Genomic DNA, 14,542 nt, shown 5'->3' with positions numbered 1-14,542 from the left:
GTTAGCTGTGTATTCTCTTTGGTCGCTTTTGAGCATGTTTTGCACATGAATAGGTGAAAACGCAATTTTATTTTTTCCATAAAAGTTGCTTCCCTGTATTGGGCTTTGTTGCAAATTATGGCGGCTTTGTCGCAAGAAATCATAGTTTAAAACCAATTTTGATTAAGGCAACCCATTAAAGCTGTTCTAGCTCTATGTATCATTACCCAGAGATTAGACGGATTAATACCTAGCTCATTACAAATATCTTCGGTACTAATTCCTTGAATGGTTTTCATTGTGAAAACCATAGCTTGTTTTTTTGGTAATTTAGAAATGCAAGATTGTATGGCAAGTCCTAATTCTTCATTTTCTATATCGCTGTTTTCAAAGGAACTAAAGGGGTCCGCAACTTGTTCTTCAAGCCAGTCGCCTTCAGCATCAGTTTGCGAACTATAGTTCATTCGCACTTCTGCTTTTCCCTTTTTTGAATTAATTTTTCTGTAATGATCTATTACTTTTCGCTTTAAAATAGCAATTAGCCATGTACGTTCGGCAGCATCTCCTTTGTAATTTTTAGCAGATTTTAAACCGGCCATGAAAGTTTCTTGTACAAGATCTTTTGCTACTTCAGCGTCGCTAATACGGCCAATTGCGTAGTTAAAAAGGTAATCTGCATATAAGTCTACCCAAGTATCGGGTTTTAGTTGGTGTTCTGCCATACATTTTGTGTCGTTATCAAAAGTAATGGAATTAGATTTAATGAGCCTCAATTTTTTTTCATTCTCTCCAATATAATTTAATGCCGCCATAATTACTATTTTTGATTAAACTTAAAAGCTATGAAATTCTACTACTTACTTCTGGTGTTGTGTGTTATGAACTTGGGCTGTGCTCAAAGTAAAGGAAAACCTATCACAGAATTTTCACAGAATGATATAGATTCCGGGATTTTAGTTGATGTACGTACTCCTGAAGAGTATGCTGGCGGTCATTTGGATAATGCCGTTAATATGAATCTTTTTGATGTAGATTTTGTTAAAAATATGGACGCGATAGCTAAAAATAGGGCTGTTTATGTCTATTGTAAGAAAGGAGGGCGTAGTGCCAAAGCTGCTCACATTCTAGACTCTCTAGGTTTTAAAAAAGTAATTGACCTAGAAGGTGGTTACGATGCCTTTATTGCGAATAAAAGAAATTAAAGTAGTTTTTCTCCAACTTCCAACCAATTATTTACCCGTTCAAAACCAGTGGTGTTTACGTTGTGAGGGGAAGTAAATAAAAGAGATCTACCTTCAAAAGTTTCTAAATTGTAGCTGCGATCGTCAATAAGTACATCGCCACGTAATATGTGTTTATGTCCGCAAAGTATGCGATTTTCCCATGGAATAAAGGAAAAGTGCTCATCTAGCCACTCGGATTTTTCTTCTAGGGAGTTTGGAAATTGCATAGCCGCAGATGCAATATAGACCTCGTGCTTCTCACTTAATTTTTTAAGTACGGCTTGGCCATGTTCTATAGGTTTCAGATTTCGAAAAAAACCTCTGTTCCTAGCATGGTCGCGAACACTTTGTTGTCTGTCTACCGGAACTTTGTTCCAAGCCTCACTGCCATGAAAGAAGTCTAAAGTAAGGTTTTCACTAAACTGTTTATTATAAACTTCTATATGCGCTCCGTAGGTGTCTGCTATCACCTCGTCCATATCAACAAATATAACCATGTGTTTTTTTTGCGAAGGTCTAAAAACCAAATGAGATGTCTAATGCAAATAGGAGAAATAGTAATTATTTAACCTATCATTAGTATTTGGATTTAAAGCATAAAAAAAGAGGGCGTCCCCACACCCTCTTTTAAACCGTTAAAAAAATTACTTTTGATATAACCTTTTCAACCTACTTATGTTTAGTAAATATATAAGAAAAAACTTACAAAACATAATCTTGGTTAATTTTTTTTAAATTTTCTACAAATTAATGGGGATATATATTAGTTAAGCAGACCTGCTCTTTCCAGTAAGGCTTCTACTTTGGGTTCAGCTCCTCTAAAGCGTTTGTAGAGAACCATAGGGTTTTCGGTGCCACCTTGAGAAAGAATATTATCTTTAAACTTAGTAGCTATTTCCTTACTAAAGATACCATTTTCTTTAAAATAAGCAAAAGCATCTGCATCTAAAACTTCAGCCCATTTGTAACTGTAATATCCTGAAGAATAGCCTCCTTGGAAAATATGAGAAAAAGCCGTACTCATACAGGTTTCTGCTGTTTCAGGGTATAGATTTGTGCCTTCAAAAGCTTTACTTTCGTGTTGTTTTACGTTAGTGATGCCAGTTGGGTCAACCCCGTGCCATGACATATCCAGTAGTCCAAAGCTAAGTTGACGCAAGGTTTGCATACCTTCTTGGAAAGTTGCAGATTCTTTAATTTTTTGAACCAATTCCATAGGGATAACCTCTCCTGTTTCGTAATGTGTAGCAAAAAGCTCTAGTGCTTCTTTCTCGTAACACCAGTTTTCCATCACCTGACTAGGTAATTCTACAAAATCCCAAAAAACCGAGGTTCCCGAAAGGCTAGGGTAGGTGGTATTTGCTAGCATACCGTGTAATCCATGACCAAATTCATGAAATAGTGTGGTAACCTCATTAAAGGTCAAAAGAGAGGGTTTGCTAGGAGTAGAACGCGTGAAATTACACACATTGGATATGTGCGGTCGTACATTTTCTCCCTTACGTTGGTATTGCGGTTTGTAGGAAGTCATCCAAGCACCACCACGTTTTCCTTTTCTAGGGTGAAAATCTGCATAGAAAACGGAAATGAAGTTATTAGAGGTGTCATAAACTTTGTAGGTTTTTACCTCTTCATGGTATTTGTCAATATCGGAAACTTCTTCAAACCTTAGGTCGAATAATTTTTCGGCTACTTTAAAAACTCCTGAAATGACATTTTCTAATTTAAAATAAGGCTTCAATTTCTCATCATCTAAGTTAAAGAGCTTTTGTTTTAACTTCTCAGAGTAATAACTGCCATCCCATTTTTCCAATCGGTCTATATGGTCCAGTTCTTTTGCAAAATCTTCAAGTTGGGAGAACTCCTTCTCTGCAGCAGGTTTGGCTTTTACCAAGAGTTCGTTTAGAAACTCATGCACTTTCTCAGGTTTTTCTGCCATACGTTCTTCTAGAACAAAGTCTGCATGCGTTTTGTAACCCAATAAATTGGCGCGTTCAAACCTTAGCTTAGCAATTTTGAGCACGTTTTCCTGATTGTCAAGCTCATCGTTGTGAAAAGCCTTACTGCCAAAAGCCAATGCCAGCTCTTTGCGGAGCTCACGATTTTTGGCATATTTCATAAACGGAATATAGCTTGGGTAGTCTAATGTTATCAACCAGCCGTCTTTATCCTTAGATTTTGCCATTTGTGCAGCAGCCTCTTTCTCACCTTCAGGTAAACCGTCTAAGTCGTTCTCATTAGTGAGGTGCTTTTCGTATTTGTTAGTTTCGGCAAGTACATTTTCCCCAAATTTTAGTTTCAATTTAGAAAGCTCGGCATCAATTTCACGAAGACGTTTTTTTTTGTCATCATTTAGATTGGCTCCGTTTCTACTGAAACTTTTATATTTTTTATCCAGTAAGGTTTGTTGTTCTATTGTTAAGTCTAACGCAGCTTTTTGGCCATAAACGCTTTTTATACGTTTAAATAAAGCTTCGTTCAGGGTAATGTCATTACTAAATTCAGAGAGTAGGGGGGAAATTTCCTGAGCTATCTTTTGAATTTCTTCATTTGTCTCGGCAGAATTCAAATTAAAGAAAACGCTAGAAATACGGTCTAATTGCTGACCTGCGAATTCCAAAGCTTCTATAGTATTTTCAAAAGAAGGTTCAGCTGGATTAGCCGTTATTTGGTCTATTTCCGCCCTTGCATCTTTCATTGCCTGTAAAAAGGCAGGCTGAAAATGAGAATTTTCAATTTTAGAGAATGGGGCTGTATCAAAAGGAGTCAATAAGGGATTCATATGACGTAAGATTTTTTGGGTTTTAAGATTTTATGGGATTGTTCTTCAATTGTATTCTAGTATTTACAAGGTCTAATATAAGGGCAAGGCCCGCTAGAAGAGCGGATAATGCGGCTCCGGTTACAAAAGCAAAATTACGGTCCGCCCCGGTCAATACTTTATCTCTTACAAACCTATATTGGTCCGTGTATTCCGTGAGCCCTATGCTTCCATCTCTGTTAAGGTCAAAATGGACTAATTGCATTTCGTAGTATTTCCAACGGAAAAAAACTAAAATGAGAATTAAAACATACATCGAGAAGAAGAATAAAGAGCTTCTCCAAAGACTTCTTAGATAAACGTTTAGGATTTTTTTCTCAACAATAGCCAAGATAATGATAGCTGTTACACCAAGTATAAATCCAATAAGTGAAGGGTAATTCATAAAGGGTAATTTTTAATGACCTGTACTTTTAATCGATAATCGAGATTAAATGCTCCGAGGCTTGCCTCGAAATCAAAGTGTATTTCTTTTAATGCCTTGTGGGCTTGCCCCGAGGTAGTTTACTTCTTAGTGTTAACAGATTTAGCACCTTCTATCACTTTTTGTTTAAGGCCTTCTTTGTACAGAATAATTTTATCAAGAACGCATTTGTCCGAGCTGCCTATAATTTGTGCTGCTAAGATTCCTGCATTTTTGGCTCCGTTAAGAGCTACTGTAGCTACGGGAACACCTCCTGGCATTTGAAGAATAGATAAGATAGAGTCCCACCCATCTATAGAATTACTACTTTTTACGGGAACACCTATTACGGGTAAAGGAGACATGGATGCTACCATACCTGGAAGGTGAGCTGCACCACCAGCACCGGCAATTATTACGGTGTAGCCGTTGGTGTGTGCATTTTTACTGAAATCAAAAAGTTTTTCGGGGGTTCTGTGGGCAGATACAATGTCTACATCTACCTCAATGTCAAATCCCTTTAAAATATCTATGGCGTCTTGCATTACGGGCAAGTCGCTAGTGCTGCCCATTACTACTGCTACTTTACTCATATAATTATTTGCTTATCACTTTAATAGTTTCCTTTACTTGCTGCGCAATTCTACGCGCTTCGGAAATTGATTCGTTTACTATAGTAACATGACCCATTTTTCTAAAAGGCCGGGTTTGTTTTTTGCCGTAAATATGAGGCGTAACTCCTTCCATTCCTAAAATTTCGGACATATTTTCATAGACAACCTCACCTGTATGACCTTCGGCACCTACTAAATTTACCATGATACCCGCTACTTTACTTTTTGTATCGCCCAAAGGCAAGTCTAAAATTGCGCGAATATGTTGTTCAAACTGATTGGTGTAACTGGATTCTATACTGTAATGACCACTATTATGGGGTCTTGGAGCCACTTCGTTTACTATGATCTTATCATCTTTTGTTTGGAAGAGCTCAACAGCCAAAAGACCTACGTGTTGTATTTTTTCGGAAACTTTTAAAGCTATTTCCTGTGCTTTCTTAGCAATTTCATCGCTAATTCTTGCCGGACAAATTACATATTCTACTTGGTTGGCCTCAGGGTGAAATTCCATTTCTACCACAGGGTAGGTTTTTATCTCGCCACTAGCACTTCTGGTTACAATAACAGCAAGTTCATTTTTAAAGTCTATCATTTCTTCGGCAATGCACTCACCGGTAGGTAGTCCTTCTAAATCTTCTATTTTACGAACAACTTTTACGCCTTGGCCATCATAGCCAAATTGGGCCGCTTTCCAGATAAAAGGAAATGAAAGTGCTTCGTTTGAAATACTATCTTTTATTTCACTTTTATAGGCAAAGCGTTGAAAATCTGCTGTTGGAATGTTGTTATCCACATAAAAAAGCTTCTGCTTTGCTTTATTCTGAATAATTCTAAGTGCTTTGGTCGGAGGAAAAACCTTCAAGCCTTCTTCTTCAAGTTTTTCAAGGGCAGAAACATTTACGTTTTCAATTTCAATGGTAAGCACATCTACCTGTTTCCCTAAATTGTACACGGCATCAAAATCCATCAGGTCTCCCAAAATAAATTCATTACACGCTATTTTTGAAGGAGCTTCGGTTGAAGAGTCCATAACCACGGTATGAATATCAAATTTACGGGTTTCGTAAAGTAACATTTTTCCAAGTTGGCCTCCACCCAGGATTCCCAGTTTAAATGGTGAAGAAAAGTAGTCTGATGAATTTTCTGTTGACATGCAATTGATTTATAACTAGTGCAAAAATACATCGAATTCTTAAAACGCAAGGTGTGTACTTAAAAAAGCAAAATCAAAGTGTTATATTAGCCGTTCTTTAAAAATTTGATGTGATAAAGCTACACGATAAACATTTTAAACCCTTCTTAAGCGAAGCACAGATAAAAGCTGCAGTAAAAAGCGTTGCCGATCAAGTTGCTGCCGACTATAAAGACGAAACCCCCATTTTTGTGGGAGTGCTTAATGGGGCATTTATGTTCATCTCGGATTTTTTGAAGGAATATCAACACCCTTGCGAGGTGTCGTTCGTAAAATTGAGTTCGTACCAAGGGTTGACCTCTACAGGTATTGTAGAGACACTTTTAGATGTTTCTGAGGATATTGAGGGACGTAGTGTTATTATTTTAGAGGATATAATAGATACCGGCCGTACGCTTAAAAAGCTAGTACACCTTTTCTCAAAAGCAAACGTAAAAGAGTTTAGAATTGCCAGTCTTTTTTATAAGTCTGAAGTATATAATGGTGAGTACACCATTGATTATGTGGGTATAGATATACCTGATAAATTTATTGTGGGGTACGGTTTAGATTATAATGAGTTAGGCCGAAACCTTAAGGAAGTTTACCAATTAAACCAAAAACATATGATTAATCTCGTGCTGTTCGGGAAACCGGGTGCTGGAAAAGGGACCCAAGCGGAATTTTTAAAAGATAAGTACAACCTGAAACACATTTCTACGGGAGACCTTTTCCGTTATAACATGAAAAATGATACCGAATTGGGTAAATTGGCTAAATCATATATTGATCGTGGCGATTTAGTTCCTGATGAGGTAACTATAAAAATGTTGCAAGATGCAGTTGAAAAAAACCCGGAGGCAAGCGGATTTATTTTTGATGGTTTTCCAAGAACAACGGCTCAAGCAGAGGCTCTAGATACTTTTTTGACTACAAAAGAGATGAAGATTGATGCTACGATTGCTTTAGAGGCTAATGATGAGGTTCTTATTCAACGCTTGTTAGAGAGAGGTAAAGTAAGCGGCCGTAGTGATGATCAGGATGAATCTAAAATCCGTAATCGTTTTGATGAGTACAACGAGAAGACTGCACCGTTAAAAGATTTTTATGAAGCTCAAAATAAGTTTCATAGTGTAAACGGTATTGGTGCTATAGATGAGATAACCCACCGTTTGGGTAAAGTTATTGAAGAACTATAGTTTTTCAATTTCTAAAATTATTTAAGAGAGTTGAAACGAGGGTTAAACCAGTTTCAACTCTCTTTCTGTCTTTATAAGACTAACTTCTAATGGCATAGCATGTTATAGCTTCATGTGAAATGCGTATTTTTGCGCAAAAGTTGACTGTCGTCAATATATAATTCAGAATATTTTTATGACCGAGGGTAATTTTGTAGACTACGTTAAGATTTATGCGGAATCTGGTAAAGGAGGAAAAGGCTCTGTGCATTTGCATAGGGAAAAGTACATTACCAAAGGTGGTCCTGATGGGGGAGATGGAGGCCGTGGAGGTCATGTGATTTTACGCGGAAATCAAAATTTATGGACGTTAGTTACATTTAAGTTCAAAAAACATTTTAAATCCGGTCACGGTGCGCACGGTAGTAAATCACGTAGTACAGGATCAGATGGGGAAGATGTATACTTAGATGTTCCATTGGGTACGGTAGTAAAAGACCCAGAAACCTTGGAAGTACTTTTTGAGATTACCGAACACGATGAAGAGAGAATTTTAGCCGAAGGCGGAATGGGAGGAAGAGGTAACTGGCATTTTAAGACCAGTACCAATCAGACACCAAGATATGCGCAACCTGGAGTTCCGGGGCAAGAAGTAGAAGTTATACTTGAGCTGAAGGTATTGGCGGATGTAGGTCTCGTGGGCTTCCCTAATGCCGGTAAATCTACATTGTTATCAGTGATAACATCAGCTAAACCAAAAATTGCAGCATACGAGTTTACAACCCTTAAACCCAATTTAGGAATTGTCGAATATCGCGATTTTCAGAGTTTCGTTATGGCAGATATCCCAGGGATTATTGAAGGTGCAGCCGAAGGAAAAGGGCTGGGGCATTATTTCCTGCGTCATATAGAACGTAATGCTACTTTATTATTTTTAATACCTGCGGATAGTAAGGATATAGGGAAAGAATACCAGATTCTTCTTGATGAATTACGAAGATACAATCCGGAATTATTGGATAAAGAGCGTTTAGTAGCCATTTCTAAAAGTGATATGCTCGATCAAGAACTGATAGAAGAGATGAGCGTAGAATTGGATAAAGATTTGGAGAAGGTACCATACATGTTTATTTCATCTGTTGCACAACAGGGTATTACAGAATTGAAAGATAAGCTTTGGGGAATGTTAAATAGTTAGTGTTCGCTAACTTTTTGTCCAATTAAAATTCCTTACATTTAATAAAACTGGACTATGAAAAATGTCTTTACATTATTGTTTATTTTACTCTTGGTCTCGTGTAATGCGATTAAGGTAAATTATGATTATGATAAAGCAACCGATTTCACTAACTACAGTACGTATAATTATTACCCTGATATGGATACGGGTCTAAGTGAACTTGATACCAAACGTTTATTGGACGCAGTAAATTCGGAAATGCAGCTAAAAGGTATACGTTTTTCTGAAGATCCTGATTTTTTTATCAACATAGAAAGTGAATCGTTTCAGGCTCCTAGAAATAACACGGTAGGTGTAGGGATAGGAGGAACGGGTAGAAGTGTTGGAGGTGGAGTTTCCGTAGGTATACCTGTCGGTCAATCTAAATTAGAAAGGGAAATTCGGTTTGATTTTGTTGATGTTAAAAAGGATGAACTCTTTTGGCAAGGGCAAGGTCAAAGTAGTTTTAAAGAAAATGTAACTCCAGAAATAAGAGAAGAGAAAATACACGCGTTAGCTACCAAAGTTTTTTCTAAATATCCGCCTGGCAAATAGAAATATGCACAGTTCCTGTATTTATATAAAGATGTTTTGAACTTTGTACAGTCTGTAGTGTTAAAAACTTTATACTGTAGGTAATTTATTATTGTATATTTTCGATTATCCTTTCATTAAAATTTATTCAATACGGTTTCTCTTTTATGCGAAACTGCTTATAAGGTATTTTTAAAAGGTAGTTTCTATCCCCATACGAACTTTAACTTAAATGTCCCCAATGCTAAAGCGTGCGCTTTATTATGTAGATAACCATAAGATAGAAGTGGTTCACACCCTATTTGGAAAGGAAAAAGTCCTTTTGAACGGAAAAACTGTTTCTAAAAAGATCTCGGACGCAGGAGTGGAGCATACTTTTACTATTGGTGAAAACAGATATTGGGTTGCCCAAAGGGATGCTTCCTACGGGGATAAGTTAAATCGGTTTGAAGTCCGCAAAAATGGCTCTCCAATCTCATTGGTAAATATTTTATCTCAAAAATCCTCTAACCAGATGTTTGCCGTGGTTATCCTTTGCGGTCTGGGCTCTGGCTTTATTCTAGGCGTTATTATTTATAAGTTGCTCTGGCCTACAGTGAGTTCATAAGCTCTTACTATTAAAATTAGTTGTCAACCTCCACCCGTACTCCTTCCGAATGACTAGAAAACTCAGGTGCATACATACTTTGTATGGTAGTTATGCCATTACTGAAATCTCCGGCATTGTTTACTCTTAAGTCGTATTCAAATACGAAAATTTACTTTTGAGGTGGTTAAAAGGCTACTGTAACATCTATTTTTCTATTCAAAATACAGGTTAATTACCATTCAAGTTGTAGTATTTACCGCTCGTCATAATAGGTGGATTATTGCTTCCGTTCGCATTGTCAAAATTACCGTTGGTCATAAATTCGTTTCTAATCCTAAGAGGGTGAGCTACTTTTACATCAGAAATAAAAAACAAATCAATAACAATTTAAATTTAATATCATGAGAAAATCAGTAATCGCCTTCGGAATTCTAGTTAGTTTAATGTCTACTACTGCAAATGCAAACAATAAACCTTCTGACAAAGCAATACGACCAATAAAAGCAACAACAACCAACGTAGCACCTTTAAGTTTGGCTGTTGCTCAAAATGATTATGAAACGGTTAAAAAGTTTTTGGAACTAGGCTCTGACGTTGAGGTAAAGGATAAAACTATGGGGATGACTCCAATAATGTATGCCGCTAGATATAACAATGTAGAATTAGTTCAATTATTGATTAAAAAGGGAGCGGACTTAACGGAAAAATCCAAATTAGGTATGACAGCATTAGACTATGCAAAATTGAGTAACGCAGAGGATGCGGTAGCATTACTACAATCTATATAAGCTTTTTGTGAAACACATAGGAGTCTTTTAGAGACTCCTCTATATCCGTTCAACTAGAAATAATCAATAAATCAAACATATTATGAAACATGCTAATTATCGTATAGAAAATAAAAATGTGGAAGTGTATAATTCTTTTTTTGGAGTGGAGTCTATTCTTGTGAATTGTAAAAAAGTCTCTGAGGGGTTTTCATGGTTTGGAAAAGACCATCATTTCAAAATAGGAGATAATAATTACAGACTAAAGCCATATCTAAGTTTTTTATACATCGGAGGTGTAGGTGTATCAATATATAAAAATGGGCTTTTACAAAAAGAAGAGAACATTGTCAGCGTTTCGGATAAGCGAAAAATATTTCTTCGTACTGCTTTGAGTATTGCTCTTTGCCTTGCCATAGGTGGCTTTTTAGGGCTAGAGTTGGGCAGGGTTGTCTATCGTGTTTTTGAGATGGCAGTTAATTAAAAAAATAAATTCCGGTGATTGTTAGAAACCATCATTTTTATCTCTGCAGTATAGTACTGTAATTCTAAACCATTCCATGTGTTATTTCTCACCGTTTCTATAAATCTTTTTGAAAGTTCTAGAAATGCTAAAGGCACTAATTTAAAATAACAGAGAATGCTAATCGTACTAAAATTTTTAATTGAATTGCTAGCTGAGATAGTTCTTAGATGATAAAACGTTCATCGTTTAAGGGGAGCGTTCAAAACACCTATATTTGAACTTCATGCTCTATATGTATGCAAAGGCAATCGTAATTTATGGTAAAATGACAAACGATAAAATAAAAACCCAACAAGCCAAAAATTATAAAAATTTTGGCTTGGCGGTCCTAATAATAGTGGGTATAATAATATTCTTTCTTGTAATTGGAGCAATTGCCCATTATGGTTTTTTACACGGTGTAGCGGATAGTGCCGGTGTTAATTCTCCTGCTTATAAGGCAGGAGTTGCTTTTGGGTATTCATTTGGAATGATGGTGATTTTTTATTTTCAAAGTGGGTTGTTTTTTGGTAATCTTCTTGCATTGGTGGCCTCTTTGGAGAAAAGAAATGTTTTTTATCTTGTCCTTCTTCACGGTCTTCTTGGTTGGTATTATGTTGTTTATTATGCCCTGACCAGAAAATCTTTATCAATTAATTATTAAATGAGAATATTTACTTTTTTAGGTAAACATCTTTTCTGGGTACTTCAAATCCTGGGGTGGGGAATTATATTTTTTTTTATTGGTTATGCTGCTTTTATCGATGGCAATTCTCTTTTTGACACGACCTTAATAAGTAGCTCTATTTTTATCGCGGGTGTAATTACTACTAGTATATATAGGTGGTTGTTAAAGAAGTATTCAACTCTGGAATTTAATCTCATAAATATTTCAAGGGTTATTGGTCTGGCATTTGTATGTTGTATGCTTTGGGTACTGATATTATATTTATTTAAACACTTTATAGTACTTGACCATGCGGGCAGTGGCTCTGAAACTCATAAGGAACATGAAGGTATAGCAATTACATTGGGGCCAATGATTCTTGGATTGGCTTTGTTAAGTGTATGGACGTTATTGTATTACATTGTAAAGTCTCTTCGTAATCATAATCAAAATAGAATAGAAAGATTGCAATTGCGTGAAAGTATAAAGAATGCTCAATTAAATATTTTACAAGGTCATGTAAATGGTAAATTTTTAATAAAGGTGTTACATAGTATTAGAAAACAAATGCCTTTGGATACAAAAAACGCTAGAAAAATGCTTACAGATCTTTCAGAGCTTTTAAGGTATTCTCTTTCAAATCAAAATGTGAAGAGCATATCTATTAGTCATGAAATGGATATGGTACAGAAATACTTAGAACTATATCAAATTGATGCTCCCAATACTATCAAACTAAGTAACGAAATGAACTCCGAATTTTTGGATAACACAGTTCCTCCAATGTTGTTAATAAGTATGTTTGAATTAATGTTGGATGATGCTGTTGTAAATGGAGCTAACAAAAGAGAATTAAGGCTGTATTGTGAAAATTTAGATGATAATATGGTACTAGGTTTACATACAAGTGGAGTTTTAAATACGGGTCTGAAAGAAGATACTGGATTTAAAAAAGTCAATCAACGCTTGAGGCTTTTGTATGGTAAGAGAGGTACTTTAAGTATTATTAAAGAACAAAAACTAATTAAGCTCTATATTCCTAGATATCAAAACAGAACAGAAGAAAAGTAAAATGAAAATAACTAGACTTCGAAAAGAGTTACTTTTCTATATTTTGCAAATATTGGGATGGTATGCAGTTTACTCTACTGTATTTCTTTTCAAAGAGTTTAGCTTTACCTACAGGGTATATGATTTTTTAACTTCAGGTTTATCGGCAATTATTTCTACGTCTATTTATAGAATCTATTTGAAAAACAATGTAGATTTTGAAATTTTTAGTAAAAAAAACGTGATTAGATTACTTGTTGCATTTGTATCCTGTTCGGCCTTGATATACTCGCTTGTAAGTTTATTTGAATTGGCATATGAAAAAATATGGGGTAAAACTGACGGTGAATTGGAATGGCTTAAGGAGAATGTAAATTTCATAATTAGAATATTCGATACAACTGTAATAGTACTGTTATGGACCATTGTATATTTTATATTCAAATTTATCTTGGAAGCGAATAAAAATCACCTATTACAATTAGAATTAAATACCACCTTGAGAGAGGCACAATTGAATACTTTAAAAGGGCAAATAAATCCACATTTTTTATTCAATAGTATAAATAATGTCAGGGGATTGATGCTTGAAGATGTGGGTAAATCGCAAGAAATGATTTCCAAACTATCGGAAATGTTGGAATATGCATTTGCCAAAAATACTGTAGATGCTATTCCATTATGTGAAGAGTTGGAAATGGTAGAAAACTATATTGCGCTTTCAAAAATACAAATGGAAGATCGGTTGCAATATGTTGAAGAAATAGATGAAGAAGCATTACAGATTCCTATACCTCCTATGATAATTCAGTTGTTGATAGAGAATGCCGCTAAGCACGGGATTGCCAATCTCAAAGATGGAGGAGCTATAACATTGAACGTTACAAAAGACAACGAAAACTTATTTATAACCGTAGCAAATACGGGAAAATTAAAAATAGCGAAGGACTCTACGCAGCTGGGGTTAAAAAATATCCGGCAACGATTGCGCCTCTTGCATGGTCAAAAGGCTTCTTTTTCATTAAAAGAGATAGAAGGTGAGGTTGTTGCTAGCATAAAAATTCCATTAGAATGAAACAGATTAGAGCGGTAATAGTTGAAGATTCAAGACTGGCAAGAAACGAATTGAAAGAATTGTTAAAAGACTATTCTGAAATTGAGTTGATAGGCGAAGCAGAAAATGTTGACAATGGGGTAGAGTTGATAAAAAAAACAAAACCCGAGCTTCTATTATTAGATATAAATATGCCAGAAAAGGATGGTTTTGAGCTATTGGAAATGCTCGATGAGGTTCCAATAACGGTTTTCACTACAGCCTATGACGAATTTGCTATTAAATCTTTTGAGTATAATGCGTTGGACTATCTTTTAAAACCAATAAGCGAAAGCCGTTTTGCATTGGCGATAGAAAAGGTTAAAAGTAAAATTGAGAAAACTAAGGCCCCAGAAGAACTAAAGAGTGAGCGGTTGACGGAAAACAGCCAGATATTCATTAAAGATGGAGAGAAATGCTGGTTGGTCAAAATTGGGGATATTTCGCATTTTGATATTGTGGGTAATTATACCCGAGTTTTTTTTGAAGACCAAAATCCAATGCTCTACAAATCCCTAAATCAAGTAGAGGAAAAACTGCCTACTCAGAACTTTTTTAGAGCGAATAGACAACAAATCATCAATACCAATTATATTGGAGATGTGGTGCCATGGTTTAACGGAAAACTAAAACTTACCATGAAAAACGGAGTGGAAGTTGAAGTTTCTAGGCGACAATCTTACCTTTTTAAAGACCGCATGAGTTTGTAAATTTATCCGCAAGTTT

Annotated in this window: 18 protein-coding genes and 1 pseudogene; 11 read left to right on the top strand and 8 right to left on the bottom strand. The window is 35.8% G+C overall.

Annotation, left to right across the window (positions count from 1 at the left end; genetic code table 11):
- Nucleotides 1-146: 146 nt before the first annotated feature.
- Nucleotides 147-701 (bottom strand): sigma-70 family RNA polymerase sigma factor, encoded by a 555-nt coding sequence (locus IWC72_RS02570; RefSeq protein ID WP_194528039.1) that lies wholly within the window; start codon nt 699-701, stop codon nt 147-149.
- A 120-nt stretch (nt 702-821) separates the two neighbouring features.
- On the opposite strand from IWC72_RS02570, the gene IWC72_RS02565 reads away from it, so the two are divergent.
- Nucleotides 822-1,181: a rhodanese-like domain-containing protein gene (locus tag IWC72_RS02565; protein WP_194528725.1), complete on the top strand. Its 360-nt coding sequence runs from the start codon at nt 822-824 to the stop codon at nt 1,179-1,181.
- On the opposite strand, the gene IWC72_RS02560 is transcribed toward IWC72_RS02565, so the two are convergent.
- The 5 genes from IWC72_RS02560 to IWC72_RS02540 form a co-directional block, all read right to left on the bottom strand.
- Nucleotides 1,178-1,699: a 5' nucleotidase, NT5C type gene (locus tag IWC72_RS02560; protein ID WP_194524684.1), complete on the bottom strand. Its 522-nt coding sequence runs from the start codon at nt 1,697-1,699 to the stop codon at nt 1,178-1,180. The genes IWC72_RS02565 and IWC72_RS02560 overlap by 4 nt on opposite strands.
- Before the next feature lie 266 nt (nt 1,700-1,965).
- On the bottom strand, nt 1,966-3,984 hold the full coding sequence (locus IWC72_RS02555; RefSeq protein WP_194528724.1) for a M3 family metallopeptidase: 2,019 nt from the start codon (nt 3,982-3,984) through the stop codon (nt 1,966-1,968).
- A 22-nt stretch (nt 3,985-4,006) separates the two neighbouring features.
- Complete coding sequence (locus IWC72_RS02550) at nt 4,007-4,408, bottom strand: hypothetical protein (RefSeq protein WP_194528723.1); 402 nt, start codon at nt 4,406-4,408, stop codon at nt 4,007-4,009.
- Nucleotides 4,409-4,527: 119 nt separating this feature from the next.
- A complete protein-coding gene (purE, locus tag IWC72_RS02545) occupies nt 4,528-5,019 on the bottom strand; it encodes a 5-(carboxyamino)imidazole ribonucleotide mutase (RefSeq protein ID WP_194528722.1) in 492 nt (163 codons plus the stop codon).
- A gap of 4 nt (nt 5,020-5,023) precedes the next feature.
- On the bottom strand, nt 5,024-6,196 hold the full coding sequence (locus IWC72_RS02540) for a 5-(carboxyamino)imidazole ribonucleotide synthase (RefSeq protein WP_194528721.1): 1,173 nt from the start codon (nt 6,194-6,196) through the stop codon (nt 5,024-5,026).
- 110 nt (nt 6,197-6,306) lie between these two features.
- Between IWC72_RS02540 and IWC72_RS02535 the strand changes: the two genes are divergently transcribed.
- From IWC72_RS02535 to IWC72_RS02520, 4 genes are all read left to right on the top strand, one after another.
- Nucleotides 6,307-7,413, top strand: coding sequence for an adenylate kinase (locus IWC72_RS02535; protein ID WP_194524679.1), 1,107 nt, complete (start codon nt 6,307-6,309; stop codon nt 7,411-7,413).
- A gap of 175 nt (nt 7,414-7,588) precedes the next feature.
- Nucleotides 7,589-8,590, top strand: coding sequence for a GTPase ObgE (gene obgE / locus IWC72_RS02530; RefSeq protein WP_194524678.1), 1,002 nt, complete (start codon nt 7,589-7,591; stop codon nt 8,588-8,590).
- 54 nt (nt 8,591-8,644) lie between these two features.
- Nucleotides 8,645-9,166: a DUF4136 domain-containing protein gene (locus IWC72_RS02525; RefSeq protein WP_194524677.1), complete on the top strand. Its 522-nt coding sequence runs from the start codon at nt 8,645-8,647 to the stop codon at nt 9,164-9,166.
- A 220-nt stretch (nt 9,167-9,386) separates the two neighbouring features.
- Nucleotides 9,387-9,752 (top strand): hypothetical protein, encoded by a 366-nt coding sequence (locus IWC72_RS02520; RefSeq protein ID WP_194528720.1) that lies wholly within the window; start codon nt 9,387-9,389, stop codon nt 9,750-9,752.
- A gap of 16 nt (nt 9,753-9,768) precedes the next feature.
- On the opposite strand, the pseudogene IWC72_RS20445 reads toward IWC72_RS02520, so the two are convergent.
- A pseudogene (locus IWC72_RS20445) lies at nt 9,769-9,903 on the bottom strand (alpha-2-macroglobulin family protein); the annotation flags it as partial.
- A 59-nt stretch (nt 9,904-9,962) separates the two neighbouring features.
- Nucleotides 9,963-10,109, bottom strand: coding sequence for a hypothetical protein (locus IWC72_RS02510; RefSeq protein ID WP_194528719.1), 147 nt, complete (start codon nt 10,107-10,109; stop codon nt 9,963-9,965).
- A gap of 26 nt (nt 10,110-10,135) precedes the next feature.
- Between IWC72_RS02510 and IWC72_RS02505 the strand changes: the two genes are divergently transcribed.
- From IWC72_RS02505 to IWC72_RS02480, 6 genes are all read left to right on the top strand, one after another.
- Entirely contained in the window at nt 10,136-10,522 is a 387-nt protein-coding gene (locus tag IWC72_RS02505; RefSeq protein WP_194528718.1) for an ankyrin repeat domain-containing protein, read from the top strand.
- An 82-nt stretch (nt 10,523-10,604) separates the two neighbouring features.
- On the top strand, nt 10,605-10,985 hold the full coding sequence (locus tag IWC72_RS02500; protein ID WP_194528717.1) for a hypothetical protein: 381 nt from the start codon (nt 10,605-10,607) through the stop codon (nt 10,983-10,985).
- A 256-nt stretch (nt 10,986-11,241) separates the two neighbouring features.
- A complete protein-coding gene (locus IWC72_RS02495; RefSeq protein ID WP_194531205.1) occupies nt 11,242-11,670 on the top strand; it encodes a hypothetical protein in 429 nt (142 codons plus the stop codon).
- Nucleotides 11,671-12,744 carry a sensor histidine kinase gene (locus IWC72_RS02490; RefSeq protein WP_194528716.1) on the top strand — a complete coding sequence of 358 codons (1,074 nt, stop codon included), beginning with the start codon at nt 11,671-11,673 and terminating at the stop codon, nt 12,742-12,744.
- Between the two features lies 1 nt (nt 12,745).
- Nucleotides 12,746-13,798 (top strand): sensor histidine kinase, encoded by a 1,053-nt coding sequence (locus IWC72_RS02485; protein ID WP_194528715.1) that lies wholly within the window; start codon nt 12,746-12,748, stop codon nt 13,796-13,798.
- On the top strand, nt 13,795-14,526 hold the full coding sequence (locus tag IWC72_RS02480) for a LytR/AlgR family response regulator transcription factor (RefSeq protein WP_194528714.1): 732 nt from the start codon (nt 13,795-13,797) through the stop codon (nt 14,524-14,526). The genes IWC72_RS02485 and IWC72_RS02480 overlap by 4 nt, the downstream gene beginning before the upstream one ends.
- Nucleotides 14,527-14,542: the final 16 nt, after the last annotated feature.

The sequence above is a fragment of the Zobellia roscoffensis genome, assembly GCF_015330165.1.
Classification (GTDB): Bacteria; Bacteroidota; Bacteroidia; order Flavobacteriales; family Flavobacteriaceae; genus Zobellia; species Zobellia roscoffensis.
Note: the sequence above shows the minus strand (reverse complement) of the source record. Positions and strands in the feature narration are given on the sequence as shown.